Below are 21,110 nucleotides of genomic sequence, written 5' to 3' on the forward strand. Positions count from 1 at the left end.
CCACGGGCCGGATCCTTCGGGATCCGGCCCTGTTTTTTGCGCATCGAGAGCCCTCCCCGCATGGCCCTGGCCGTATCGCTGCTTCCCGAGTCTCAGCTCGACGCGTTGAACGCGGCCTACAACAATTCGATCGCGCGACGCCGCTGGCGGACGGCGCTCGGCTTCAGCATCGCGATCGCCGCGCTCGCCGTGGCCGCCGTCGGGGCCGAAGTTGATCTCGGCACGTTCATCGCCAAGATCGGCAACTTCTTCAGCTATTTCGACCGCATCTTCCGGCTCGACAGCGGCGCGCGGGTGTGGACCGATCCGGCCGAATGGTTTTGGGGCTGGCGTAAATGGCTCGGGCTGCTCGGCGAGACCCTGCTGATCAGCTACGTCGGTACGCTCGCCGGCGCGGTGCTGGCGGTGCTGCTGAACTTCTTCGCCGCCCGCAACACCGCGCCGCAGCCCTGGCTGCTGTTCGTGATCCGGCGGTTTCTCGAGATCTGCCGCACCGTGCCGGACATCGTGTTCGCGCTGGTGTTCGTGATCGCCTTCGGGCTCGGCCCGATGGCCGGCGTGCTGGCGATCGCGATCCATTCCACCGGCGCGCTCGGCAAGCTGTTTTCGGAGATCGTCGAGAACGTCGATATGAAGCCGGTCGAGGGCGTGCGCTCCACCGGCGCCGGCTGGATCGCCTGCATGCGCTTCGCCGTGCTGCCGCAGGTGATGTCCGGCTTCGCCAGCTACGCGCTGCTGCGGTTCGAGATCAACGTGCGCGGCGCGTCGGTGATGGGCTTCGTCGGCGCCGGCGGCATCGGCCAGGAACTGATCGTGTCGATCCGCAAGTTCTATTATTCGGACGTCAGCGCCATCCTGCTGCTGATCATCGTCACCGTATTCGTCATCGACATCTCGACGGGCTGGATTCGCGGCCGCCTGACCGGAGGCCGGGCATGACCGCGCAGACTCAGACCGACCTCGCCGACCTGAAGGCGCGTCACCCGCATCTGTTCGAACGCCCCGCCGCGGCGCGACTCGGCGTTCCCGCGATCGCGCTGGCGGCGCTGGCGCTGTTCATCTACGGGCTGGTCGAACTGGACTTCTCGCCGCAGCGCATCCTCGCCGGACTGAGCCAGCTCGGCTGGTTCGCGCTGCTGATGATCCCGCCGGACCCGGGCTCGTCGCTGCCTGCTTATTTGTCGGCGATGGGCGAGACGCTGTCGATCGCGCTGCTCGGCACCACGCTGGCGGCGCTGATGGCGCTGCCGGTCAGCCTGCTCGCCGCGCGCAACATCATCCGGACGCAGTTGATCCGATTTCCGGTCCGCCGCTTCCTCGACGGCGTGCGCGGCATCGACACGCTGATCTGGGCGCTGGTCTGGATCAACGTCGTCGGGCTCGGCCCGTTCGCCGGCGTGCTGGCGATCGCGGTGTCGGACTTCGGCGCGTTCGGCAAGCTGTTCTCCGAGGCGATCGAGACCGCCGACCGCAAGCAGGTCGAGGGTGTCCGCGCCTCCGGCGGCTCGCCGCTGCACGAAATCCGCTTCGGCCTGATGCCGCAAGTGCTGCCGGTGATCGCCGGTCAGGTGCTGTACTTCATCGAGTCGAACACGCGCTCGGCCACCATCATCGGCATCGTCGGCGCCGGCGGCATCGGCCTGCAACTCGCCGAACAGATCCGCGTGCTGGAATGGCAGAAGGTGTCGTTCCTGATCCTGATGATCCTGGTCGCCGTCGCAGCGATCGATTGGATCTCGACGCGGCTGCGCTTCGCGATCATCGGCAAACGGGCGATCGCGTAGGGTGACGACCTCCTGCGCACTGATGCCTCAGGCTGGCCACATCCGCCTCCCCGCCTACTCCCGTCATCCCCCGCGAAAGCGGAGGATCCAGTATTTGCAGAGCGCTCGCGATTCAAAGCCGCCGCTCTGGAATGCTGGGTCGCCCGCCTGCGCGGGCGATGACGCTGAGGGTGGGGCGATGCGGTACTAACGGCTACTGTGAGAGCGCAGCGGCGGCACAAGTAACTTTAGCTACTCCGTCTCCACCACGAACTGCACGCGCTCCGCCGCGAAGCGGGCGCGGATCGCCAATAGCGGGCGGCCTTTGCCGTCGACGTCGAGGCCCTCGACGATCAGCACCGGCCGGCCGATGCCGAGGTCGAGCCGCGCAGCGTCGCCGGCATCGGCGATCGCGGCGGTGATCCGCGTCGAGGCGCGGCGATAATCGCGAATGTCGTGCTGGGCCAGCAGCTTGGTCATCGAGCCGAAGCGGCGATACAGTTCCTCGGCATCGGGAAAGCGTTCGGCCGACAGCCAGGTGCTGCCGACGCAGATCGGCGCGCGGTCTGCGAGCCGCAAGCTGTCGATGCGGATCAGCGGCGAGCCAACGGGAAGATCGAGTTCGCGCGCCAGCTCGCGCGTCGCCTCCTCGCGGTTTGCCGCCAGCAATTGACCGCGCGGCTCGCGGCCGCCGGCGCCGACGATCTCGGAGAAGCGCGTGCGCGAGCGCAACGGATAGGCGATGCGCCCCGGCTCCACATAGGTGCCGCTGCCTCGCTCCGCCCGCACAAGTCCGCGCTCCGCGAGCGACGCCAGAGCGCGGCGCACGGTGTGGCGATTGACCCGGTGCGACTCCGCGAGTTCGACCTCGCCCGGCAGCTTCTCACCGGCCGGATAGTCGCCGCGGACAATCTCACGCTCGATCGAGTCCGCCACCTTGCGCCACAACGCGACGCCGGAATCCGCCTGCAGTGTCGACATCTGGTCCTTCGCTCTGACTGTGCGTGCGGTTTAGCATTTCACGGCCTCGTCATCAAAAGGTCATGGCGCGCCGGTATGAAGTTGTCTAATATCACAGACAACTTGAGGCAGGCTAGAGGCAACATGGCGACGCCCTTCGAAACCAGCACGCAGACCCGGCAGGCCGCGATGGCCGTGCTGGTTCACGCCAGCGCCGACGAGATCGCAGCCCGGCTCGCCGAGATCGACCTGCCGGCGAGCGAAGCTCTGCGCGAGCCGGAGAACGGCCTGGTGATGGTGCGCGGCCGCGTCGGCGGCGACGGCGCGCCGTTCAACCTCGGCGAAGCAACGGTGACGCGCGCGGCCGTGCGGCTCGCCAGCGGCGAATGCGGATTCGGCTACACGCTGGGTCGTGACAAGAAGAAGGCGCAGCTGATCGCGCTGTGCGACGCGTTGATCCAGCGTCGCGACACTGCGGCGGCGGTCGAGAGCAACGTGCTGGCGCCGCTGCGTGCCGAGCAGGCCGCGGAGCGCCGGCGCAAGGCCGAGCGGACGGCTGCCACCAAGGTCGATTTCTACACGATGGTGCGAGGCGAGGGCTGACGATGAGCATGGCGTTCGAACTCTCCGCCGGCTTCGCCGACAAGGTCACCTCGGCGCAGACCACCTTTCGCGCCGTGATGCAGGCGATGGCGCGACCCGGCACGGTGCAGCGGCTGGAGACTGGCTTGCAGCAAGTCCCCGCTCCGCTCACCGAGGCGACCGCCGCAATCGCCCTGACGCTGTTCGACCACGACACTCCGCTCTGGCTCGATGAAGCGACGCGCGGCGGAGTAGTGACGCAATGGCTGCGCTTCCACACCTCGGCGCCGCAAGTCGACGAACCGAACGCCGCGGCCTTCGCGCTGATCGCCGATCCGGACACGATGCCCGTCCTCGAGCAATTTGCGCTCGGCAGCAACGACTATCCGGATCGCTCGACCACATTGATTCTGCAGCTCGGCAGCCTCGATGACGGGCTCGCGTTCGAGCTCAGCGGCCCCGGCATTCGTGGCACGGCGATGCTGCGCGCGCCGCTATCGGCCGGACTGCTGGCGCAGCGCGACGCGCTGACGCCGCTGTTTCCGCGCGGCATCGATCTGATCCTCGCGGTCGGCGATGCGATCGTCGCGCTGCCGCGCACCACGCGGCTCGTCGCACAGGGAGGCAACTGATGTATGTCGCCGTCAAAGGTGGCGAGCGCGCCATCGACAATGCGCACCGGCTGCTGGCCCACGAGCGCCGCGGCGATCGCGCGGTGCCCGAAGTGACGCTGGCGCAGATCTCCGAACAGCTCGCGCTCGGCGTCGACCGGGTGATGGCCGAAGGCTCACTGTATGATCGCGAGCTGGCCGCGCTGGCGATCAAGCAGGCGCGCGGCGATATGATCGAGGCGATCTTCCTGCTGCGCGCCTTCCGCGCCACGCTGCCGCGCTTCGGCGCCACCGAGCCGCTCGACACCGGCGTGATGGCGGTGCGGCGCCGCGTGTCGTCGACCTTCAAGGATGTCCCGGGCGGCCAGATCCTTGGCCCGACCTTCGACTACACGCATCGCCTGCTCGATCCGCAACTCGCCGCCGGCGGCGAGCCGGAGCAGCCGGCGAGCGCACCGGCACCGACGGAAGCGATGCCGCGCGTCACCGACATTCTCGGCCGCGATGGTCTGATCGAGCCGACATCGAAGCCGGGGCCCGACGCGCCGGTCGGCGATCTGACCCGCGAGCCGCTCAGCTTTCCGGCTGATCGCGATCTGCGGCTGCAGAATCTTGCGCGCGGCGACGAGGGCTTCCTGCTCGCGCTCGGCTATTCGACGCAGCGCGGCTATGGCCGCACCCATCCGTTCGCCGGCGAGATCCGCTTCGGAGAGGTCGAGCTCGAATTCGTTGCGGAGGACGCCGGCTTCGCCGTGCCGCTCGGCAGCATCGCGCTGACCGAGTGCCAGATGGTCAATCAGTTCAAGGGCTCGGCCACCGAGCCGCCCTGCTTCACCCGCGGCTACGGCCTCGCCTTCGGCCAGAGCGAGCGCAAGACCATGGCGATGGCGCTGGTCGATCGTGCGCTGCGCGCGCGCGAACTCGGCGAGGAAGCGCTCGCGCCCGCGCAGGACGAGGAATTCGTGCTGTCGCATTCCGACAACGTGCAGGCCACCGGCTTCGTCGAACATCTGAAGCTGCCGCACTACGTCGATTTCCAGTCCGAACTCGGACTGATCCGCCGGCTGCGGCAGGATTTTGCCGATGCCGCTGAGCGCACTGAAGCATTGCCGGAGGCTGCGGAATGAACGCGCCGGACTACAACTTCGCTTATCTCGACGAGCAGACCAAGCGGATGATCCGCCGCGCGATCCTCAAGGCGATCGCGATCCCCGGCTATCAGGTGCCGTTCGCCAGCCGCGAGATGCCGATGCCCTATGGCTGGGGCACCGGCGGCGTGCAGGTGACCGCGGCGATCCTCGGCCGCGACGACGTGCTGAAGGTGATCGACCAGGGCAGCGACGACACCACCAACGCGATCTCGATCCGCAAGTTCTTCGCCAAGACCGCGGGCGTCGCCACCACCACCAGCACGGCCGACGCCACCGTGATCCAGACGCGGCATCGCATCCCCGAAGCGCCGCTGCACGAAGGCCAGGTTCTGGTGTATCAGGTGCCGATCCCGGAGCCGCTGCGCTTCCTCGAGCCGCGCGAGACCGAGACGCGGCGGATGCATGCGCTCGCCGAATACGGGCTGATGCACGTCAAGCTGTACGAGGACATCGCCAAGTTCGGCCACATCGCGACCGCCTATGCCTACCCGGTCAAGGTCAATGGCCGCTACGTGATGGACCCGTCGCCGACGCCGAAATTCGACAACCCTAAGATGGACGATTGCGCGGCGCTGCAATTGTTCGGCGCCGGCCGCGAGAAGCGGATCTACGCGATCCCGCCCTACACGCAGGTGGTGTCGCTCGACTTCGAGGATCACCCGTTCACGCGCTATCGGCAGAACGCGCCCTGCGCACTGTGCGGCTCGGAAGAGTCGTATCTGGACGAAATCGTCACCGACGATCGCGGCGGCCGGATGTTCGTCTGCTCCGACACCGATTATTGTGAGACACGCCAGGCGCAAGGCCATCGCGGCAGCGAAAGCGCGCCGCATCAGGAGCACGCCGATGCTTGACCGGACCATCCCGGCCGATCAGCCGCTACTCGTCGCCGAGCATCTGTCGAAGTCCTACGGCCGGCTGCAGGCCTGCCGCGACATCTCGTTCAAGCTTTATCCCGGCGAAGTGCTGGCGATCGTCGGCGAGTCCGGCTCGGGCAAATCAACGCTGCTGCAGATGCTGTCGGCGCAGCTCGCGCCGAGCACCGGCACCGTCTCCTACCGGATGCGCGACGGCGTGCTGCGCGATCTCGCGGCGCTGGGCGAAGCGGAGCGGCGGTTTCTGTTCCGCACCGACTGGGGCTACGTGCATCAGGACCCGGCGCAGGGCCTGCGCATGGCGGTGTCGGCCGGCGCCAATGTCGGCGAGCGGCTGATGGCGGTCGGCTGGAATCACTACGGCAAAATCCGCGACACCGCGTCCTCCTGGCTGTCGCGCGTCGAGATCGCGCAGGATCGCATCGACGACGCGCCGCGCACCTATTCGGGCGGCATGAGGCAGCGGCTGCAGATCGCGCGGAACCTCGTCACCGAGCCGCGACTGATGTTCATGGACGAGCCGACCGGCGGCCTCGACGTCTCGGTGCAGGCGCGGCTGCTGGATCTGCTGCGCGGCCTCGTCACCGAGCTCGGCCTCGCCGCCGTCGTCGTCACGCACGATCTTGCGGTGGCGCGGCTGTTGTCGCATCGGGTGATGGTGATGCAGGGCGGCCGCGTGATCGAGACCGGACTGACCGACCAGGTGCTCGACGATCCGCACGAGCCCTACACCCAGCTTCTCGTCGCCTCGATCCTGCCCGCATGAGCCCGCCGATGACCGCGATGATTCAACTCAGCAATGCCCAGAAATCCTTCGTGATGCACCTGCAGGGCGGCCTGCGGCTGCCGGTGGTGCGCGGCGTGTCGTTCGAGGTCGGCGCCGGCGAATGCGTGGTGCTGGCCGGCCCGTCCGGCGCCGGCAAGTCCTCGATCCTGAAGATGATCTTCGGCAATTATCGCTGCGACGGCGGCCGGATCGACATCCTGCATCGCGGCGCGACCATCGATCTCGCCAGCGCCGAGCCGCGCAAGGTGCTGGAGCTGCGCCGCTTCACGCTCGGCTATGTCAGCCAGTTTCTGCGCGCGGTGCCGCGCGTCGCCGCGATCGATGTCGTCGCCGAGCCGCTGCTCGCCAACGGCGTGGCGAAGGACGAAGCCCGCGCGCGCGCCGGCGAATTGCTGAAACGGCTGAACATCGCCGAGCGGCTGTGGACGCTGCCGCCCGCGACCTTCTCGGGCGGCGAGCAGCAGCGCGTCAATATCGCGCGTGGCTTCATCGCGCATTTTCCGATCCTGCTGCTGGACGAACCGACCGCGTCGCTGGACGCCGCCAACCGCGCTGTGGTGATGGACCTCGTGGCCGAGAAGAAACGCGATGGCGTCGCGATGATCGCCATCGTGCACGACGACGAGGTGCGCACCCGGATCGCCGACCGGCTGATCGACGTCACCAGCTTCGCCGCGGCCGCCTGACGAGAGAGACAGTAATGACGACGACTTCCGACTTCATCCTCCGCAATGCCCGTATCGTGCTGGCCGACCGCGTCATCGAGCACGGCTGGCTGGCGGTCGCGGACGGCCGCATCGCCGAGATCGGCGACAGCGGCGTGCCGGCCGGCGGCCTCGACATGGGCGGCGACCTGGTGATCCCCGGCCTGATCGAACTGCACACCGACCACCTCGAGGCGCACTACATGCCGCGCCCCAAAGTGCAGTGGAATCCGGTGGCCGCCGTGGTCTCCTATGACGGCCAGCTCGCGACCTGCGGCATCACCACCGTGCTGGATTCGCTGCGGGTGTGGCGCGAGGAAGGCGCCGAGGACGTCGACGGTCAGGCGATCGTGCTGGCCGGGGCGATCTCGGCGGCGCGCGACGCGGGTCTGCTGCGCGCCGATCACTTCCTGCATCTGCGCTGCGAGATCCCGATGCCCAATGTAGTCGACGAGGCCAAGGAGCTGATCGACCGGCCCGACATCCGGCTGATGTCGCTGATGGACCACACGCCGGGGCAGCGTCAGTTCCGCGACGAAGAGAAGCTGCGCGATTACTATCGCGGCAAGGGCGCCGGCATGACCGACGCCGAGCTCGACGTGATGTTCGCGCGCCGGCTGTACTGCAAGGAGAATTACGCCGACGCCAACATGCGCGCGATCGTCGCGCTGGCGCATCAGCACGCGATTCCGCTGGCAAGCCATGACGACACCACCGAGGAGAACGTCGTCGAGGCGATCCGCGACAAGGTGGCGGTCGCCGAATTTCCGACCACGCTGGAGGCCGCACGCCGCCTGCACGAGGCGGGCATCGACATTCTGATGGGCGCGCCGAACGTGGTGCGCGGCGGCTCGCATTCGGGTAACATCGCCGCGATCGATCTCGCGCGCGAAGGACTGCTCGACATCCTGTCGTCGGACTACATCCCGTCGAGCCTGCTGATGGCGGCGTTGCAACTGCCGCTGCGCGCGCCGGCGATCGATCTGCCGGCGGCGGTGCGCACCGTCACCAAGGCGCCCGCCGAAGCGGTCGGCCTGCCCGACCGCGGCGAGATCGCGGTCGGCAAGCGCGCCGATCTGATCCGCGTCCACGTTGCGCACGACGTGCCGGCGGTGCGTAGCGTCTGGCGCGAAGGACACCGGGTGGCATGACCGAGCTCGCGCCGATCGCCCCGCAGCCAAGCCGGATCGGACCGGGCCGGCTGGTGCTGGTCGTCGGGCCGAGCGGCGCCGGCAAGGATACACTGCTCGGCATCGCCAAGATCGCATGCCTCGGCGAAAGCCGCGTCGGTTTTGCGCGGCGGGTGGTGACGCGGGAGCCCTCGCCTGCCGAGGACAATCTGCAAAGCACGCCCGAGGCGTTCCGCGCCATGATCGCGGCGGGCGAATTTGCGCTGCACTGGGAGGCGCACGGGCACTGCTACGGCGTGCTGCGCACCATCGACAACGACATCCGCGCCGGCCGCACCGTGGTGGCGAATGTCTCGCGCACGGTGATCGCGCAGGCGCGGCAGACCTACGCCAACGTCGTGGTGGTCCAGATCACGGCGCCGCCGGACGTATTGGCGCGGCGCATCGCACTGCGGGCGCGAAGCAGCGACGCGATGAGTGCGGACCGGATCGGGCGCAGCGTCGGCGGCGAGATCGCCGACTTCACCATCATGAATGTCGCGAGCCCCGACGATCACGCCCGCGAACTGCTGGCGATCATCCGCGGCACGCCCGAAGCTGGAAGGAAGGCCCAGCCATGACGTTCCCGGCCATCACCTCTGTCGCCGAGCTCGAAGCGCTGTACGGCGCGCCCAACGACGCCTCGACCGAAAAGGTCGCGAACCACATCACCTCGGCCTATCGCACGCTGATCGAGCGCTCGCCGTTCGCGGCGCTGGCGACCGTCGGTCCGGAAGGCCTCGACTGCTCGCCGCGCGGCGACCTGCCCGGCTTCATCCATATCCACGACGACACCACGCTGATGCTGCCCGACCGGCGCGGCAACAACCGCATCGACTCGCTGCGCAACGTCGTCCGCGATCCGCGCGTCGCCCTGATGCTGCTGATCCCCGGTTCGCTCAACGCACTGCGCATCAACGGCCGCGCCGTCATCAGCGCCGACGCGGCGCTGCTCGACTCCTTCCGCGTCGACGGCAAGGCGCCACGCAGCGTAATGGTGATGACGGTCGAGGAGATCTATTTCCAGTGCGGCCGGGCGCTGATCCGGTCCGAGCTGTGGAATCCCGACAAGCAGGTCGATCCCGCCATGCTGCCGACGCCCGGCCAGATCCTGGCGTCGATGACCGAAGGCCGGGTCGGCGGCGACGCCTACGACCGCGCCTGGCCACAGCGCGCCGCCGAGACGATGTGGTGAGCGGTCGTACGGGGTAGAGCGCTTCGTCTCTTGATCGAAACAATATTGCCCTGGCCAAACTGCACCGAGTCCTCATCCTGAGGAGCCCGGCAAAGCCGGGCGTCTCGAAGGATGGGGCCGCGCAGCACCAGCGGCCCATGGTTCGAGACGGCGCTTCGCGCCTCCTCACCATGAGGTTGCACATGTGGCCATCAGTCCGATGGCTAGCTCTGATTCTTCAGAAGCCGAACCGCTCGAGGTCCGACTTCGAGCCGGCGGTCCCTGCGGCCGCTCCGCCCTTGCGCTCGGCCGGTTTCGGGCTATTGTCAGCTATCAAGCGTGCTTCAAGGCAGCAGCGCGCCCCAGCGGCAGTGATTGCCATGATCCCTTTTGCAGGGACGGTGGCTGCCGCATGTTCCGATCTCCAGTCCGCGGCGTCCGTCCTTCGTTCCGAACCTGGAGGATTGCATGAGCCTGGACGCGTACCGGATCACATCCGAGCCCTATTATCAGCCGCACGGCGACGAGATCGAGATCTTTCGCGCGGCTTATGACGAGCGGCTTCCCGTCATGCTCAAGGGGCCGACGGGCTGCGGCAAGACGCGGTTCGTCGAGCACATGGCCTGGCGCCTCGGCAGGCCGCTGATCACGGTGGCGGCGCACGAGGACATGACCGCCGCCGACCTCGCCGGTCGCTATCTGCTCGAACCCGAGGGCACCGTCTGGCACGACGGCCCGCTGACCCAGGCGGTGCGGCAGGGCGCGATCTGCTATCTCGACGAGATCGTCGAGGCCCGGCAGGACACCACCGTGGTGATCCACCCGCTCACCGACGCGCGGCGGGTGCTGCCGCTGGAGAAGCACAACGAGATCGTCTCGGCCCACGCGGACTTCCAGCTCACGATCTCCTATAACCCGGGCTATCAGAGCGCCGTCAAGGATCTCAAGGAATCCACCAAGCAGCGCTTCCTGGCGATCGACTTCTCCTACCCGCCGCCGCAGGTCGAGAGCGCGATCGTGACGCGCGAGAGCGGCGCCGATGCCGCGCTGGCCGACGTGCTGGTGGCGATCGGCCAGCGCTCGCGCAATCTGCAGGGCCACGGCCTCGACGAAGGCGCCTCGACCCGGATGCTGATCCATGCCGGCCGGCTGGTGCGCGGCGGCCTGCCGCTCGCCACCGCGGTGCAATCGAGCATCGTGCTGCCGATCACCGACAATCCCGACGTCCGCGCCGCGCTGCGCGCCGCGATCGACGCGTGCATGCCGTGAGCACCAGCGATCAGCTCAGCCCGGTGCAGCCGGCCGAGACGCCTGCCGCGACCCGCACGCTGCATCTGCTGATGCGCCAGCGCGATGCGCTGCGCGCGCCGTTCCGTGCGACATGGGACGAGCTGAGTAATCGATGGCCGGAGTCCGATCTCGACGCTTGGGCGGAGGCGGTGCTGGCGCTGGCGAACGTCAATATCGGCCCGACCGGCCTGATCGCCTTTTGGGACGTCAGCCGGAGCCAACCGGCCGCCGCCGACATGGCGCCGCTGTTGAGTGCGGCCGAAGCGGCCGCGGAGATCTGCCGCAATGCCGGCGCCCGCGCCGCGGCGCTCAGCCTGAAAGCGCTGCCGATCGCCCGCAACGCGTTCGCCTCGGAACCGATGCTGGCGCGCTGGTGGGCTGCGCTGCGCGGCCTGTCGCGCGAGGCGCCGGATGTCGTCGAAGCCGCCGCACTGCGGATGTCCCCGATCCTCGCCCCCGGTTCGATCGAGGCGTTCGAGAACTTCATCGCCGCCGGCCTGAAGCTCGCCGCCGGCAACAAGCAGGTCCGGCTGACCTACTTCACGCTGCAACACGAACTGGCCCAACGCCTGATCAGCCGCGAGTTCGGCGGCGTCGACTTCGCCGAGACCGAGCGGCATCTCAAGACGTTCGTGACCGCGCTGTGGGGCCGCGCGCCGTTGCTGCGCAGCCTGCCGCCGGCCGACACCGCCGTGCCGCGGCGCGCCGCGATCGCGGGCCCGCTGATCCGCTTGCCGGACGTGTATCGCGGCATCGAGGGCGATGCCGCCTGGTCGCTGTATCGCGCCGCCGCCGCCCATGCGCAGGCGCATCTCGAGCTCGGCGATGAACGCTTCGTCGTCGGCAAACTGAAGCCGTTGCAGATCGTGCTGGTCGGCCTGATCGAGGACGCCCGCATCGAGGCGCTGGCGATGCGGCAATTGCCCGGCCTGCGCCGGCTGTGGGCTCCCTATCACACGGCGAAACCCGCCGGCATCGCCACCGCGCCGGTGCTGCTGGCCCGCCTCTCCCGCGCGCTGTTCGATCCGGACTATCAGGACGACGACGGCTTCGTCGCCAAGGGCCGCGCGCTGTTCGCGCAGGCGCTGCCGCGGCTCGGCGATCCGGCGATCTCGCGCGAGATCGGGATGCTGCTCGGCAACGACCTCGGCCAGATGCGGGTGCAGTTCAACGCCAAGACCTACGTGGTCGAGCCGGTGTACCGCGACGACAATCTCGGCCTTTGGGATTTCGACGAGCCTCCGCAGGCCAATGCCGACGTACTTGAGATGTTCATCGATGCGGCGCGGATCGAGCAGCAGGAATCCGACGACGGTCCCGGCAACACTGACGAGCAGCCACAGGACAGCGAGGCCGGCAAGGCCCGCCCGGTCGCGCCCGATCAGCGCGGCACGGTGCTGGCGAAGTATCCGGAGTGGGACCGTCGCCACGGCATCGAGCGTCCCGAATGGACAACGGTGCGCGAGGTCGCCGCCGTGCGCGGCGATCCTAAGCGCATCGCCGAAGCGCTGGATCGCGCCGACATCCTGCGCGGCCGGGTCGCGCAACTGGTTCGGGGCCTGCGCGTCGGCCGCGCCGTGCGGCTCAACCGCCAGCACGACGGCCACGACCTCGACCTCGACGCGGTGATCGACGCCGGACTGGCGCTACGCACCGGGCAGGATCCCGACCCGCGGGTGTTCCGCTCCTCGACCTCGAAACATCGCGATCTCGCCGCGCTGTTGCTGATCGATGTGTCGCAATCGACCAGTGACCGCCTCGCCTCGGGTGCGACGGTGCTCGATGTCGAGCGCCTCGCCGTCGCCCTGCTGGCCGAAGCGATGCAGGCGTTGCAGGATCCGTTCGGCCTGCTGGCCTTCGCCTCGGACGGGCGCGACGACGTCAAGCTGACCACTGTCAAAGCATTCGAGGAACCTTATGGCCCCGACAGCATGGCGCGCCTCGACGGCCTCGCGTCCGGCTATTCGACGCGGCTCGGCACGGCGCTTCGCCACTCCGGCAACGTCATTTCCCGGACGAGCAGTTTCCGCAAGCTGGTACTGGTGCTGACCGACGGCGAGCCGTCGGACATCGACATCGAGGACCCGGCCGATCTGATCGAGGACGCGCGGCGCGCCGTGCTGCAGCTGCATGGGCGCGGCATCGACACGTTCGGCGTCGTGCTCGGCAGCGCCGGCATGGCGGCGGCGGCGCGGATCTTCGGCCGCGGCAACACCATGCTGGTGCACCGCGTCGAGGATCTGCCGAGCCGGCTGTCGGAATTGTATTTCCGCCTGGCGCGGCGCTGATTACTTGCGGCGCGGCGCCAGCTCGGCGCCGAGCACGTGGCGGGTGATGACGTGGAATGCGGCGGTGATGCCGCGCGTCAGGCCGCCAGCGTCCGGCGCCGTCATGCGCACCACGAGACCCGCCGCATTCGGGGCTTGCGAGACCCCGGCGAAACACCCGACAACATCGGCTTCAGCCTCGATCTCGCCCGCAGGCGGCAGCCGATCCGGCGGGGCAATCAGTACGACCGAGGCGGCAGCGCGGGCGCCGCCGAGCGCATCGAAATCGCCCGACAGATCGCTGCCGCGCAAGGCGCCGCGATCCAGCATCAGCAGCTCACTGTCGGGTCGCTCGACCCGCAATTCGCTCGAGTATCGGCGGAACACGCCCGTCGACCGCGGCGGGCAATGCGTGGAAAATCCATCGGCGATCAGCAGCACGCTGTCCCGCTGGACCACGGCGGTGGTCGACAGCGCCAGCTCGGCGTCGGGAAACAGGATGTAGGGATCGCTGATCAGCGCCGCGAATGCGCCGGCGCCCACATCGATGCGCTGGCGCAACGCTGCAGGGCGGTCGCGGCCCGGATGCACCACGGTCGCCGATTGCGTCGTCAGATTCAGCGCCGCGCCATCGCTCACCTTGACGTCGAACCGCAGATCGTCCGCGCCGTACATGCCGCCCGCGGCCGATTGCAGATACAATGTCAGCAGATCGGGCCGCGCGCGGTCGAGATAGAAGCCGCGCGTGAGATGCCACGGGTAGCCGACCTGCTGCCGACGCAGGATCGTCCGGCCGCCGGCGAACTCGGCCGCCAGATGCGCGGCCGAGACCCGCGAGGGCTCAGGATGGAAACAGGACGGCGGAAGTAATTGCATCGGCCACCGCTTCGATACCCAATCCGGAACGCGCATTGGTGGCGATCACCGGCCGCCCGCCCCGCACCCGCTCCGCCTCCGCCAGCATGGATTCGAGCACCACGCCGACATGCGGCGCGAGATCGACCTTGTTGACCACCAGCAGGTCGCACTTGATCACACCAGGCCCTCGCTTGCGCGGGATGTCGTCGCCGCCCGCAACGTCGATGACGAAGATCCACCAATCGACCAGATCGAGCGAGAAGGTCGAAGCAAGGTTATCGCCACCGGATTCGAACAGAACGAGCTCGAGCCCCGGAAACTTCGCCTCCAGCGCATCGCCCGCCGCAATGTTCAGCGTCGGATCCTCGCGGATCACGGTGTGCGGACAGGCGCCGGCCTCGACCGCCGAGACGCGCGCCGGATCGATCAGGCCGGAGCGGCGCAGACGCTCGGCGTCCTCCTTGGTGACAAGATCGTTGGTGACGATCGCGAAATCGACGCCGCGGCGCTGAAGCACCGGGATCAATGCCTCGATCAAAGCGGTCTTGCCGGAGCCGACCGGCCCGCCGATGCCGATGCGCGCGGCGACGGACGGCTTGGCGCCGGCGCTCGCTGTCGGCGGCGATTGTTGCAGTCCCATGCGTCACCTCAACATGTAGCGCCGCGCCAGCGGCAGCTCGGTCGCGGGCTCGCAGGTCGCGAGTTCGCCATCGACGAACACGTCGAACGTATCCGGATTGACGGTGATCCGCGGGCAGGCGTCATTGTGCAGCATGTCGCGCTTGCTGAGCTTACGCGTGCCCTTCACCGGCAGCAGCGACTTCGATAGTCCAAGCCGGCCGCCGATGCCGCCGTCGATCGCCAGCGGATGCACGAAGCACGCCGACAACGCCGACGGCGCGCGGCCGAACGAGCCCCATTGCGGCCGCATCCGGATCGGCTCGCAGGTCATCAGCGACGCGGCGCTGTCGCCCATCGCGCCCCAGGCGATGAAGCCGCCCTTGATCACCAGCTCCGGCTTGATGCCGAAGAACGCCGGTTTCCACACCACAATGTCGGCCAGCTTGCCGTCTTCCAGCGAGCCGATGTGATCGGCGATGCCGAAGGTCTTTGCCGCATTGATGGTGTATTTGGCGATGTAGCGCTTGATGCGGGCATTGTCGCCCATGCCGGGCTTGTCTTCGGGCAGCGCGCCGCGCTGCTGCTTCATCTTGGAGGCGAGCTGCCACGTCCGGCAGATCACTTCGTGGATACGGCCCATGCCCTGGCTGTCGGAGCCCAGCATCGAGATCGCGCCGATGTCGTGCAACACGTCTTCGGCCGCGATGGTCTGGGCTCGGATACGGCTCTCGGCGAAGGCGACGTCCTCGGGGATCGCCGGATTGAGATGGTGGCACACCATCGTCATGTCGAGATGTTCGTCGAAGGTGTTGACCGTGTAGGGATTGGTCGGATTGGTCGACGACGGCAGGCAGTGCATCTCGCCGGCGACGCGGATGATGTCCGGCGCATGGCCGCCGCCGGCGCCTTCGGTGTGATACATGTGAATAGTGCGGCCGCCGATCGCCTGCAGCGTATCCTCGACGAAGCCGGACTCGTTCAGCGTGTCGGTGTGGATCTGGACCTGGAAGTCGTACTCGTCGGCAACGCGCAGGCAGCAGTCGATCGCCGCCGGCATCGAGCCCCAGTCCTCGTGCAGCTTCAGCCCCATCACGCCGGTTTCGAGTTGCTCGACCATCGGCGCTGCGACGTGCGCATTGCCGCGGCCGAGAAAGCCGAAATTCATCGGCCAGGCTTCGGCCGCCTGCAGCATCTTGCCGGTGTTGAACGGCCCGCCGGAATCGATGCCGACCGTGATCGGACCGAGCGAACCGCCGATCATCGTGGTGATACCCGAGGCGAGCGCGTGCTCGACCAGCCCGGCGCTGTCGAAATGCACGTGGACGTCGATGGCGCCGGGCGTCGCGATCATGCCCTCGCAATCGCGCACCGTGGTGCCGGTCGAAACGATCAGCCGCGGATCGACGCCGTCCATGATGGCGGGATTGCCGGCCTTGCCGAAGCCGGCGATGCGGCCGTTACGAATGCCGAGATCGCCCTTGACGATGCCGAGCACCGGATCGATCACCAGCACGTTGCACAGCAGGAAGTCGAGCGCGCCCTCTGCGCTGGTGATCCCGGCCATGCCGATGCCGTCGCGCAGCGTCTTGCCGCCGCCGTGCAGGCACTCGTCGCCATAGACCGCGTAGTCCTTCTCGACCACAGCCTGCAGTGCCGTATCGCCGAGCCGGACGCTATCGCCGGTGGTCGGGCCGTACAGCGCGGCGTAATCGCGCCTCTGAATCTTCGCCATGGTGTCAAGCTCCCCTGAAGCCGCGCGCCTTGGCACGCGCCAGCGCCGCTTCGCGCACACGCGGATCGGAGCCGCGCCCCGCCGTGAGATTGTTCAAGCCGGTCAATTCCCCGTTGCCGCCGAATTCGACCAGGCTGACTTCCTTGGACGCGCCGGGCTCGAACCGCACCGCGGTGCCGGCCGGAATATCGAGCCGCATGTTGAACGCGGCGCCGCGATCGAATTCGAGCGCGCGGTTGACTTCGAAGAAGTGATAGTGCGAGCCGATCTGGATCGGACGATCGCCGGTGTTGACGGCGGTCAGTGTCAGGCGTCGCCGGCCGGCGTTCAGTTCCAGCGTGCCGTCCGCCGCGGTGATCAGCCCCGGATGCTCGGGATCGGCCTCGCTGCCCGGAGCCGGACGGATCGGCTCGTGCACCGTCACCAGCTTCGTGCCGTCCGGAAACACGCACTCGACCTGGATCATGTCCATCATCGCAGCGATGCCGGACAGCACGTCGTCCGTGGTCAGGATGGTCGAGCCGTAGCCGATCAGATCGGCCACGGTGCGGCCGTCGCGGGCGCCTTCGAGGATCTCGTCGGTGATCAGCGCCACGGCTTCCGGATAGTTCAGCTTGAGGCCGCGCGCGCGGCGGCGGCGCGCCAGTTCGGCGGCGTTGAAGATCGTCAGGCGTTCGAGTTCGGTCGGTGTCAGCAGCATCCGGAATCTCTCAGTTTACAAACAGCCGCAGATCGGCCCGCGTGTGGCGGGCCGCGGCGATATCGATGAAAGGAAGACAGCTCGCCAACTCGGCGTTTGCGTCGCTGCTGGCGACGAGCTGTTCGATGGTCGGCAGCACGCTCTGCAGGGCGGCCTGCGCCTGCAGCGCACCGATGGCGCCGAGCCGCACCGCGGCCGCGATCATGCCGGACGCCGTGATGTAGCCCGAGGCGAGTTGCGCCGAGGCTTCGTCGAACTGCAGCGCCTGCCACACGGCGCCCTGCATCACCGGCAGATGTCCGAGGCATTGGCCGCTGCTGATCGCATCGCGCAGCCGCGCCGCAATGGGATGGCCGAGCCGCGCATGCGCGGCGACGAACGATCCGCCGTTGCGGCGCGAGCCCTGCCGATGCGGCTCGAGCAACGACATCGCCTCGCACAGCCGGTCCAGCGCGGCGAGCTGGTCGAGATCGTCACCGGCGCGAAACGCGCGGATCAGCAGCACCCGATCGAAGCTCGTCCAGCGCAGCCGGAGCACCGACTCGATCAATTCGGCAAGCGCCTGCGGCGACAGCTTGCCGCGCAGCTCGGCGATCGCCTCGATGCCGTACGAGAACGCGAACGAGCCGTTCGGAAATCCGCTGTCGGCCTGCCAGATCGCGAGAAGGGCGGAGCGCATGATCAATGGTCGTGATCGTGGCCATGGTGATGGCCGTGACCGTGTGCATGCGGCGCGCCATTGTGCGCCGGCTCGTTTCCCTGTCGTCCGCCCTCACCGCTTTCCTGATCGACGATCGACACACCGATCCGGCGGCTGCCGATCAATTCGTCGAGGCGCGCGATGTAGTCTTCGGCGCGGCCCTCCATCGCCACGAACAGCGCCTCGCCCTCGAACCGCACGCGCCAATGCAGATTGCCGGCCTGGTAGCCGAGTTCGATCGCGTCTGCGATCGAACGCGGCGCGAGGCGCAGCCAGCGCTCGGTGCCGGCGTGTACGACGATCGCCCGCGCCTCGTCGATGAACAACACCGCGCCGTCGAACAGCTTCTCATGACGCGGCAGCGCGATCGCCAACTCCTGGCCGCCCCGCGTCGTCGCAAGCAAACGGCGCCGCGCCAGATCGGCAACCGGAATGCTGACGATATCCACGCCGCCGGTATGCTCGAGCCGGTGCAGATCTTCGGAGAAGTCCGGATCAATACGGCTGCCCAGAACATGATCGATCCGAAGCATTGCAAGAGTCCTTCCTATTCCATCCAACCGGAGGACGGCGCGCGGTGATGGTCTGCGCGCCGCCGCGCCGCGTCACGAGGCCAGCAGTTCTTTCAGTTTGTCGTCCAGGAACTTCACGTCGTCGGGGTTGGTGCCGGGACCGCCCGCGAAATGGCCCCACACCGACGGCACCGGGATCAGCGAAGCGTTCGGCATGTTGGCGACTTCGAACTCGCTGTCGTCGACCGGGAAATACAGATCGGTCTGGCCCGGCATCACGTAGGCTTTGGCCTTGATGGCCGCGAGCGCCGCCTGGAAGTCGCCGTTGTACAATTCGTTGTCGCTGATATCGCCGTTCTGCCAGGTCCACAGCATCGTCAGCAGGTTGTTGGGGTCTTTCGGCAGGAAGAACCCTTCCCAGAACCCGACCAGAAAGTCTTCCAGCGACGAATAGCCCATTCGCTCGAGATCGAGCTTCTGGCGATAGAACGTCTGCGAAAAGCCCCAGCCAGCATAAACGCGCGCGGCGGCGCGGAGCCCGCGCTGCGGCTTGTCGGTGTACCATCCTTCCTTCCACGCCGCATCGGCGGTCAGCGCCGCCTTGACGCCTTCGAGGAACACGTAGTTGTGGCGCGAGCATTTCGCCGAGCCGCAGAACGGTGCGATCAGATCCATCATGTCGGGATAAAGCGCGCCCCAATGAAACGTCTGCAGCGCGCCCATCGACCAGCCGGTCACCAGCCGGATGTGCTCGATGCCGAACTTCTCCGTGACCAGCTTGTGCTGGGCCCGCACGTTGTCGCACGCCGTGACGAGGGGGAATTTCGGACCGTTGTACGGCTCCGGATTGTTGCTCGGCGAGGAGGACAGCCCATTGCCGAGCATATTCGGGATAATGATGAAGTATTTGCTCGGGTCGAGCGCCATACCCTCGCCGATCAGCCACTCGTTGTCGTAGTGCTGGCCGGAATACCAGGTCGGGTAGACGATGACGTTGTCCTTCTTCGGACTGAGCGTACCGAAGGTCTTGTAGGCCAGCTTGCAGTCTCGCAACGTCGCACCGCGCTGCAATTGCACGTCGCCGAGATCGAATATCTGATAGTCGAGGCTCATGGTCGTCACCCTCACCATTTTGCAGTCGTTTTCGGATCGTTAGGCGTCGAGCACCGGCGGGCGACGCTGAGTCCAGGGGCGCGCGCGTTCGAAGGCCGCAGAGGCCTTCAGCACCAGCGCGTCGTCTAGATGCCGGCCGATGATCTGCATGCCGACCGGCAGGCCGTCCTCGGTGAAGCCGGCCGGCACCGTGGCGGCGGGCTGCCCCGTCATGTTGAGCGGGAACGTGAAGGCCAGCCACTGCGTGTTGGCGACCATGCGGCCGTCGATCTTTTCCGGACCCTGAATGTCGATCGCGAACGGCGGGACCGCGAGCGTCGGCGTCAGGATGAGATCGTAAGTCTGCATGAACCGCCACATCTTGTTGTTGACGGCCTTGCGGACCATCAGCGCGTCGGTGAAATCCTCGGCGGTCCACGGCGTGTTGAGGAAGGCGACGAGATGCGACGACATCCGGTCGCCGTGCGTCTTGAGCAGCGCGCGCATCCCCTTGAGATCGGTCTCCGCGGCGACCAAACCCCAGAACGCACCGAACGGATCGCTCCAGCCGGGATGCGCCTCTTCGACAAAGCAGCCGAGCTCGGTCTCGAACACCCGCGCCGCTGCAGTCACGATTTCTCGGACGCGGGGATCGACGGCCGCGTAGCCCCAATCGATGCTGAACGCGACTTTCAGCCCCTTCAGGTCGCCCTTCACGGTCTCGCGCCAATCATAAGGCGCTTCGGGAAGCGTGAAGCGATCGCGCGGATCCGGGCCGGCGATCACCGACATCATCAACGCCGCATCCGCGACCGTTCGGCTCATCGGGCCGATGTGTTCGAGGCTCTCCCAGCTCGACACGCCGGGGTAGCGCTCGTCCTTCGTGCCGGGATACAGCGGCACACGCCCCATCGACGCCTTGAGGCCGTAGATGCCGCAATGGGCCGAGGGAATGCGAACCGAGCCGCCGCCGTCGCTGCCGAGCGCGAACGGGCACATCCCGCTCGCAACCGCCGCTCCCGATCCCGCGCTGGATCCGCCCGAAGTGAGGTTCGTATTCCAGGGGTTACGCGTGGTCTCGAACACCGGATTGTGGCCGACGCCGCTGTAACCGAATTCCGGCACGTTGGTCTTGCCGAGGATCACCGCGCCCGCGGCCTTCAGGCGTTCCACCACGACGTCGTCTTCGTCCGGGATAAACTCCTCGTAGATCGCAGAGCCCGAGACGGTCTTGATGCCGGCCGTGCAGATCAGATCCTTCACGCCGACCGGGACGCCGGCGAGCGGACCGACCGCGCGTCCGGCGACGAGATCGTCTTCAATTGCTTTCGCAGTCGCCAGCGCCAATTCCGGCGTCGGCGTGCAGAACGCATGCAGCAGCGGATCGAGACGATCCATCCGCTCCAGATGCGCCTTTGTGACTTCGACGGGCGACAGCTCCCGACGCCGCACCAGGTCCGCGATGGTCCCGGCTTCCATGGCGCAGATTTCGTCCGTAGATCGCGACATCGAACACCTCCGAACTCGCATGATGGGATCGAGGCGCTACGGCGCTGCGCGCC

At 67.6% G+C, this 21,110-nt stretch carries 22 protein-coding genes; 13 read left to right on the top strand and 9 right to left on the bottom strand.

The genetic code is table 11. The features are described from left to right. Positions 1-60: 60 nt before the first annotated feature. Together phnE (ACFFJ6_RS14910) and phnE (ACFFJ6_RS14915) are read left to right on the top strand one after the other, a co-directional pair. Positions 61-939, top strand: coding sequence for a phosphonate ABC transporter, permease protein PhnE (gene phnE, locus ACFFJ6_RS14910; protein WP_378389016.1), 879 nt, complete (start codon positions 61-63; stop codon positions 937-939). Next, positions 936-1,784, top strand: coding sequence for a phosphonate ABC transporter, permease protein PhnE (gene phnE, locus ACFFJ6_RS14915; RefSeq protein WP_378389018.1), 849 nt, complete (start codon positions 936-938; stop codon positions 1,782-1,784). Before phnE (ACFFJ6_RS14910) ends, phnE (ACFFJ6_RS14915) begins: the two co-directional genes overlap by 4 nt. Before the next feature lie 231 nt (positions 1,785-2,015). On the opposite strand, the gene phnF is transcribed toward phnE (ACFFJ6_RS14915), so the two are convergent. Further along, positions 2,016-2,744 (bottom strand): phosphonate metabolism transcriptional regulator PhnF, encoded by a 729-nt coding sequence (phnF, locus tag ACFFJ6_RS14920; RefSeq protein ID WP_378389020.1) that lies wholly within the window; start codon positions 2,742-2,744, stop codon positions 2,016-2,018. A gap of 123 nt (positions 2,745-2,867) precedes the next feature. Here phnF and phnG point away from each other — a divergent pair, with 123 nt between their 5' ends. From phnG to ACFFJ6_RS14975, 11 genes are all read left to right on the top strand, one after another. Then, a complete protein-coding gene (phnG, locus tag ACFFJ6_RS14925) occupies positions 2,868-3,326 on the top strand; it encodes a phosphonate C-P lyase system protein PhnG (RefSeq protein ID WP_378389022.1) in 459 nt (152 codons plus the stop codon). 2 nt (positions 3,327-3,328) lie between these two features. Continuing rightward, a complete protein-coding gene (gene phnH, locus ACFFJ6_RS14930; RefSeq protein WP_378389024.1) occupies positions 3,329-3,937 on the top strand; it encodes a phosphonate C-P lyase system protein PhnH in 609 nt (202 codons plus the stop codon). Then, a complete protein-coding gene (locus tag ACFFJ6_RS14935; protein ID WP_378389026.1) occupies positions 3,937-5,043 on the top strand; it encodes a carbon-phosphorus lyase complex subunit in 1,107 nt (368 codons plus the stop codon). Before phnH ends, ACFFJ6_RS14935 begins: the two co-directional genes overlap by 1 nt. Continuing rightward, on the top strand, positions 5,040-5,921 hold the full coding sequence (locus ACFFJ6_RS14940; RefSeq protein WP_378389028.1) for an alpha-D-ribose 1-methylphosphonate 5-phosphate C-P-lyase PhnJ: 882 nt from the start codon (positions 5,040-5,042) through the stop codon (positions 5,919-5,921). The genes ACFFJ6_RS14935 and ACFFJ6_RS14940 overlap by 4 nt, the downstream gene beginning before the upstream one ends. Beyond that, a complete protein-coding gene (phnK, locus tag ACFFJ6_RS14945; RefSeq protein WP_054160801.1) occupies positions 5,914-6,708 on the top strand; it encodes a phosphonate C-P lyase system protein PhnK in 795 nt (264 codons plus the stop codon). Before ACFFJ6_RS14940 ends, phnK begins: the two co-directional genes overlap by 8 nt. An 8-nt stretch (positions 6,709-6,716) precedes the next feature. After that, a complete protein-coding gene (phnL, locus tag ACFFJ6_RS14950) occupies positions 6,717-7,415 on the top strand; it encodes a phosphonate C-P lyase system protein PhnL (RefSeq protein ID WP_378389030.1) in 699 nt (232 codons plus the stop codon). Positions 7,416-7,429: 14 nt separating this feature from the next. After that, on the top strand, positions 7,430-8,584 hold the full coding sequence (locus ACFFJ6_RS14955; protein WP_378389032.1) for an alpha-D-ribose 1-methylphosphonate 5-triphosphate diphosphatase: 1,155 nt from the start codon (positions 7,430-7,432) through the stop codon (positions 8,582-8,584). Next, positions 8,581-9,183 carry a phosphonate metabolism protein/1,5-bisphosphokinase (PRPP-forming) PhnN gene (gene phnN / locus ACFFJ6_RS14960; RefSeq protein WP_378389034.1) on the top strand — a complete coding sequence of 201 codons (603 nt, stop codon included), beginning with the start codon at positions 8,581-8,583 and terminating at the stop codon, positions 9,181-9,183. Before ACFFJ6_RS14955 ends, phnN begins: the two co-directional genes overlap by 4 nt. Next, positions 9,180-9,797: a pyridoxamine 5'-phosphate oxidase family protein gene (locus ACFFJ6_RS14965; RefSeq protein ID WP_378389036.1), complete on the top strand. Its 618-nt coding sequence runs from the start codon at positions 9,180-9,182 to the stop codon at positions 9,795-9,797. Before phnN ends, ACFFJ6_RS14965 begins: the two co-directional genes overlap by 4 nt. Positions 9,798-10,244: 447 nt before the next feature. Further along, positions 10,245-11,045, top strand: a complete 801-nt coding sequence (locus ACFFJ6_RS14970) for a CbbQ/NirQ/NorQ/GpvN family protein (RefSeq protein ID WP_378389038.1) — start codon at positions 10,245-10,247, stop codon at positions 11,043-11,045. Then, positions 11,042-13,354, top strand: a complete 2,313-nt coding sequence (locus ACFFJ6_RS14975) for a nitric oxide reductase activation protein NorD (protein WP_378389040.1) — start codon at positions 11,042-11,044, stop codon at positions 13,352-13,354. The genes ACFFJ6_RS14970 and ACFFJ6_RS14975 overlap by 4 nt, the downstream gene beginning before the upstream one ends. On the opposite strand, the gene ACFFJ6_RS14980 is transcribed toward ACFFJ6_RS14975, so the two are convergent. The 8 genes from ACFFJ6_RS14980 to ACFFJ6_RS15015 all read right to left on the bottom strand — a co-directional run bounded on the left by ACFFJ6_RS14980 (position 13,355) and on the right by ACFFJ6_RS15015 (position 21,057). Then, complete coding sequence (locus ACFFJ6_RS14980) at positions 13,355-14,209, bottom strand: urease accessory protein UreD (protein WP_378389042.1); 855 nt, start codon at positions 14,207-14,209, stop codon at positions 13,355-13,357. Next, positions 14,175-14,831: an urease accessory protein UreG gene (gene ureG, locus ACFFJ6_RS14985; protein ID WP_378389044.1), complete on the bottom strand. Its 657-nt coding sequence runs from the start codon at positions 14,829-14,831 to the stop codon at positions 14,175-14,177. Before ureG ends, ACFFJ6_RS14980 begins: the two co-directional genes overlap by 35 nt. A gap of 3 nt (positions 14,832-14,834) precedes the next feature. Continuing rightward, entirely contained in the window at positions 14,835-16,544 is a 1,710-nt protein-coding gene (ureC, locus tag ACFFJ6_RS14990) for an urease subunit alpha (RefSeq protein WP_378389046.1), read from the bottom strand. A gap of 4 nt (positions 16,545-16,548) precedes the next feature. Then, positions 16,549-17,244, bottom strand: coding sequence for an urease subunit gamma (locus ACFFJ6_RS14995; RefSeq protein ID WP_378389048.1), 696 nt, complete (start codon positions 17,242-17,244; stop codon positions 16,549-16,551). A gap of 10 nt (positions 17,245-17,254) precedes the next feature. Continuing rightward, positions 17,255-17,923, bottom strand: a complete 669-nt coding sequence (locus tag ACFFJ6_RS15000) for an urease accessory protein UreF (protein WP_378389050.1) — start codon at positions 17,921-17,923, stop codon at positions 17,255-17,257. 2 nt (positions 17,924-17,925) lie between these two features. Continuing rightward, a complete protein-coding gene (ureE, locus tag ACFFJ6_RS15005; protein ID WP_378389052.1) occupies positions 17,926-18,477 on the bottom strand; it encodes an urease accessory protein UreE in 552 nt (183 codons plus the stop codon). A gap of 72 nt (positions 18,478-18,549) precedes the next feature. Beyond that, positions 18,550-19,569 carry an alpha/beta fold hydrolase gene (locus ACFFJ6_RS15010; RefSeq protein WP_378389054.1) on the bottom strand — a complete coding sequence of 340 codons (1,020 nt, stop codon included), beginning with the start codon at positions 19,567-19,569 and terminating at the stop codon, positions 18,550-18,552. A 39-nt stretch (positions 19,570-19,608) separates the two neighbouring features. Beyond that, a complete protein-coding gene (locus tag ACFFJ6_RS15015) occupies positions 19,609-21,057 on the bottom strand; it encodes an amidase (RefSeq protein WP_378389056.1) in 1,449 nt (482 codons plus the stop codon). Positions 21,058-21,110: the final 53 nt, after the last annotated feature.

This window comes from Rhodopseudomonas telluris, assembly GCF_042432815.1.
Classification (GTDB): Bacteria; Pseudomonadota; Alphaproteobacteria; order Rhizobiales; family Xanthobacteraceae; genus Rhodopseudomonas; species Rhodopseudomonas telluris.

Bases quoted from the DNA above. Each gene is read 5' to 3' on its own strand.
- phnE (WP_378389016.1), top strand. From the start codon at position 61: ATGGCCCTGGCCGTATCGCTGCTTCCCGAGTCTCAGCTCGACGCGTTG.
- phnE (WP_378389018.1), top strand. From the start codon at position 936: ATGACCGCGCAGACTCAGACCGACCTCGCCGACCTGAAGGCGCGTCAC.
- phnF (WP_378389020.1), bottom strand. From the start codon at position 2,744: ATGTCGACACTGCAGGCGGATTCCGGCGTCGCGTTGTGGCGCAAGGTG.
- phnG (WP_378389022.1), top strand. From the start codon at position 2,868: ATGGCGACGCCCTTCGAAACCAGCACGCAGACCCGGCAGGCCGCGATG.
- phnH (WP_378389024.1), top strand. From the start codon at position 3,329: ATGAGCATGGCGTTCGAACTCTCCGCCGGCTTCGCCGACAAGGTCACC.
- ACFFJ6_RS14935 (WP_378389026.1), top strand. From the start codon at position 3,937: ATGTATGTCGCCGTCAAAGGTGGCGAGCGCGCCATCGACAATGCGCAC.
- ACFFJ6_RS14940 (WP_378389028.1), top strand. From the start codon at position 5,040: ATGAACGCGCCGGACTACAACTTCGCTTATCTCGACGAGCAGACCAAG.
- phnK (WP_054160801.1), top strand. From the start codon at position 5,914: ATGCTTGACCGGACCATCCCGGCCGATCAGCCGCTACTCGTCGCCGAG.
- phnL (WP_378389030.1), top strand. From the start codon at position 6,717: ATGACCGCGATGATTCAACTCAGCAATGCCCAGAAATCCTTCGTGATG.
- ACFFJ6_RS14955 (WP_378389032.1), top strand. From the start codon at position 7,430: ATGACGACGACTTCCGACTTCATCCTCCGCAATGCCCGTATCGTGCTG.
- phnN (WP_378389034.1), top strand. From the start codon at position 8,581: ATGACCGAGCTCGCGCCGATCGCCCCGCAGCCAAGCCGGATCGGACCG.
- ACFFJ6_RS14965 (WP_378389036.1), top strand. From the start codon at position 9,180: ATGACGTTCCCGGCCATCACCTCTGTCGCCGAGCTCGAAGCGCTGTAC.
- ACFFJ6_RS14970 (WP_378389038.1), top strand. From the start codon at position 10,245: ATGAGCCTGGACGCGTACCGGATCACATCCGAGCCCTATTATCAGCCG.
- ACFFJ6_RS14980 (WP_378389042.1), bottom strand. From the start codon at position 14,209: ATGCAATTACTTCCGCCGTCCTGTTTCCATCCTGAGCCCTCGCGGGTC.
- ureG (WP_378389044.1), bottom strand. From the start codon at position 14,831: ATGGGACTGCAACAATCGCCGCCGACAGCGAGCGCCGGCGCCAAGCCG.
- ureC (WP_378389046.1), bottom strand. From the start codon at position 16,544: ATGGCGAAGATTCAGAGGCGCGATTACGCCGCGCTGTACGGCCCGACC.
- ACFFJ6_RS14995 (WP_378389048.1), bottom strand. From the start codon at position 17,244: ATGCTGCTGACACCGACCGAACTCGAACGCCTGACGATCTTCAACGCC.
- ACFFJ6_RS15000 (WP_378389050.1), bottom strand. From the start codon at position 17,923: ATGCGCTCCGCCCTTCTCGCGATCTGGCAGGCCGACAGCGGATTTCCG.
- ureE (WP_378389052.1), bottom strand. From the start codon at position 18,477: ATGCTTCGGATCGATCATGTTCTGGGCAGCCGTATTGATCCGGACTTC.
- ACFFJ6_RS15010 (WP_378389054.1), bottom strand. From the start codon at position 19,569: ATGAGCCTCGACTATCAGATATTCGATCTCGGCGACGTGCAATTGCAG.
- ACFFJ6_RS15015 (WP_378389056.1), bottom strand. From the start codon at position 21,057: ATGTCGCGATCTACGGACGAAATCTGCGCCATGGAAGCCGGGACCATC.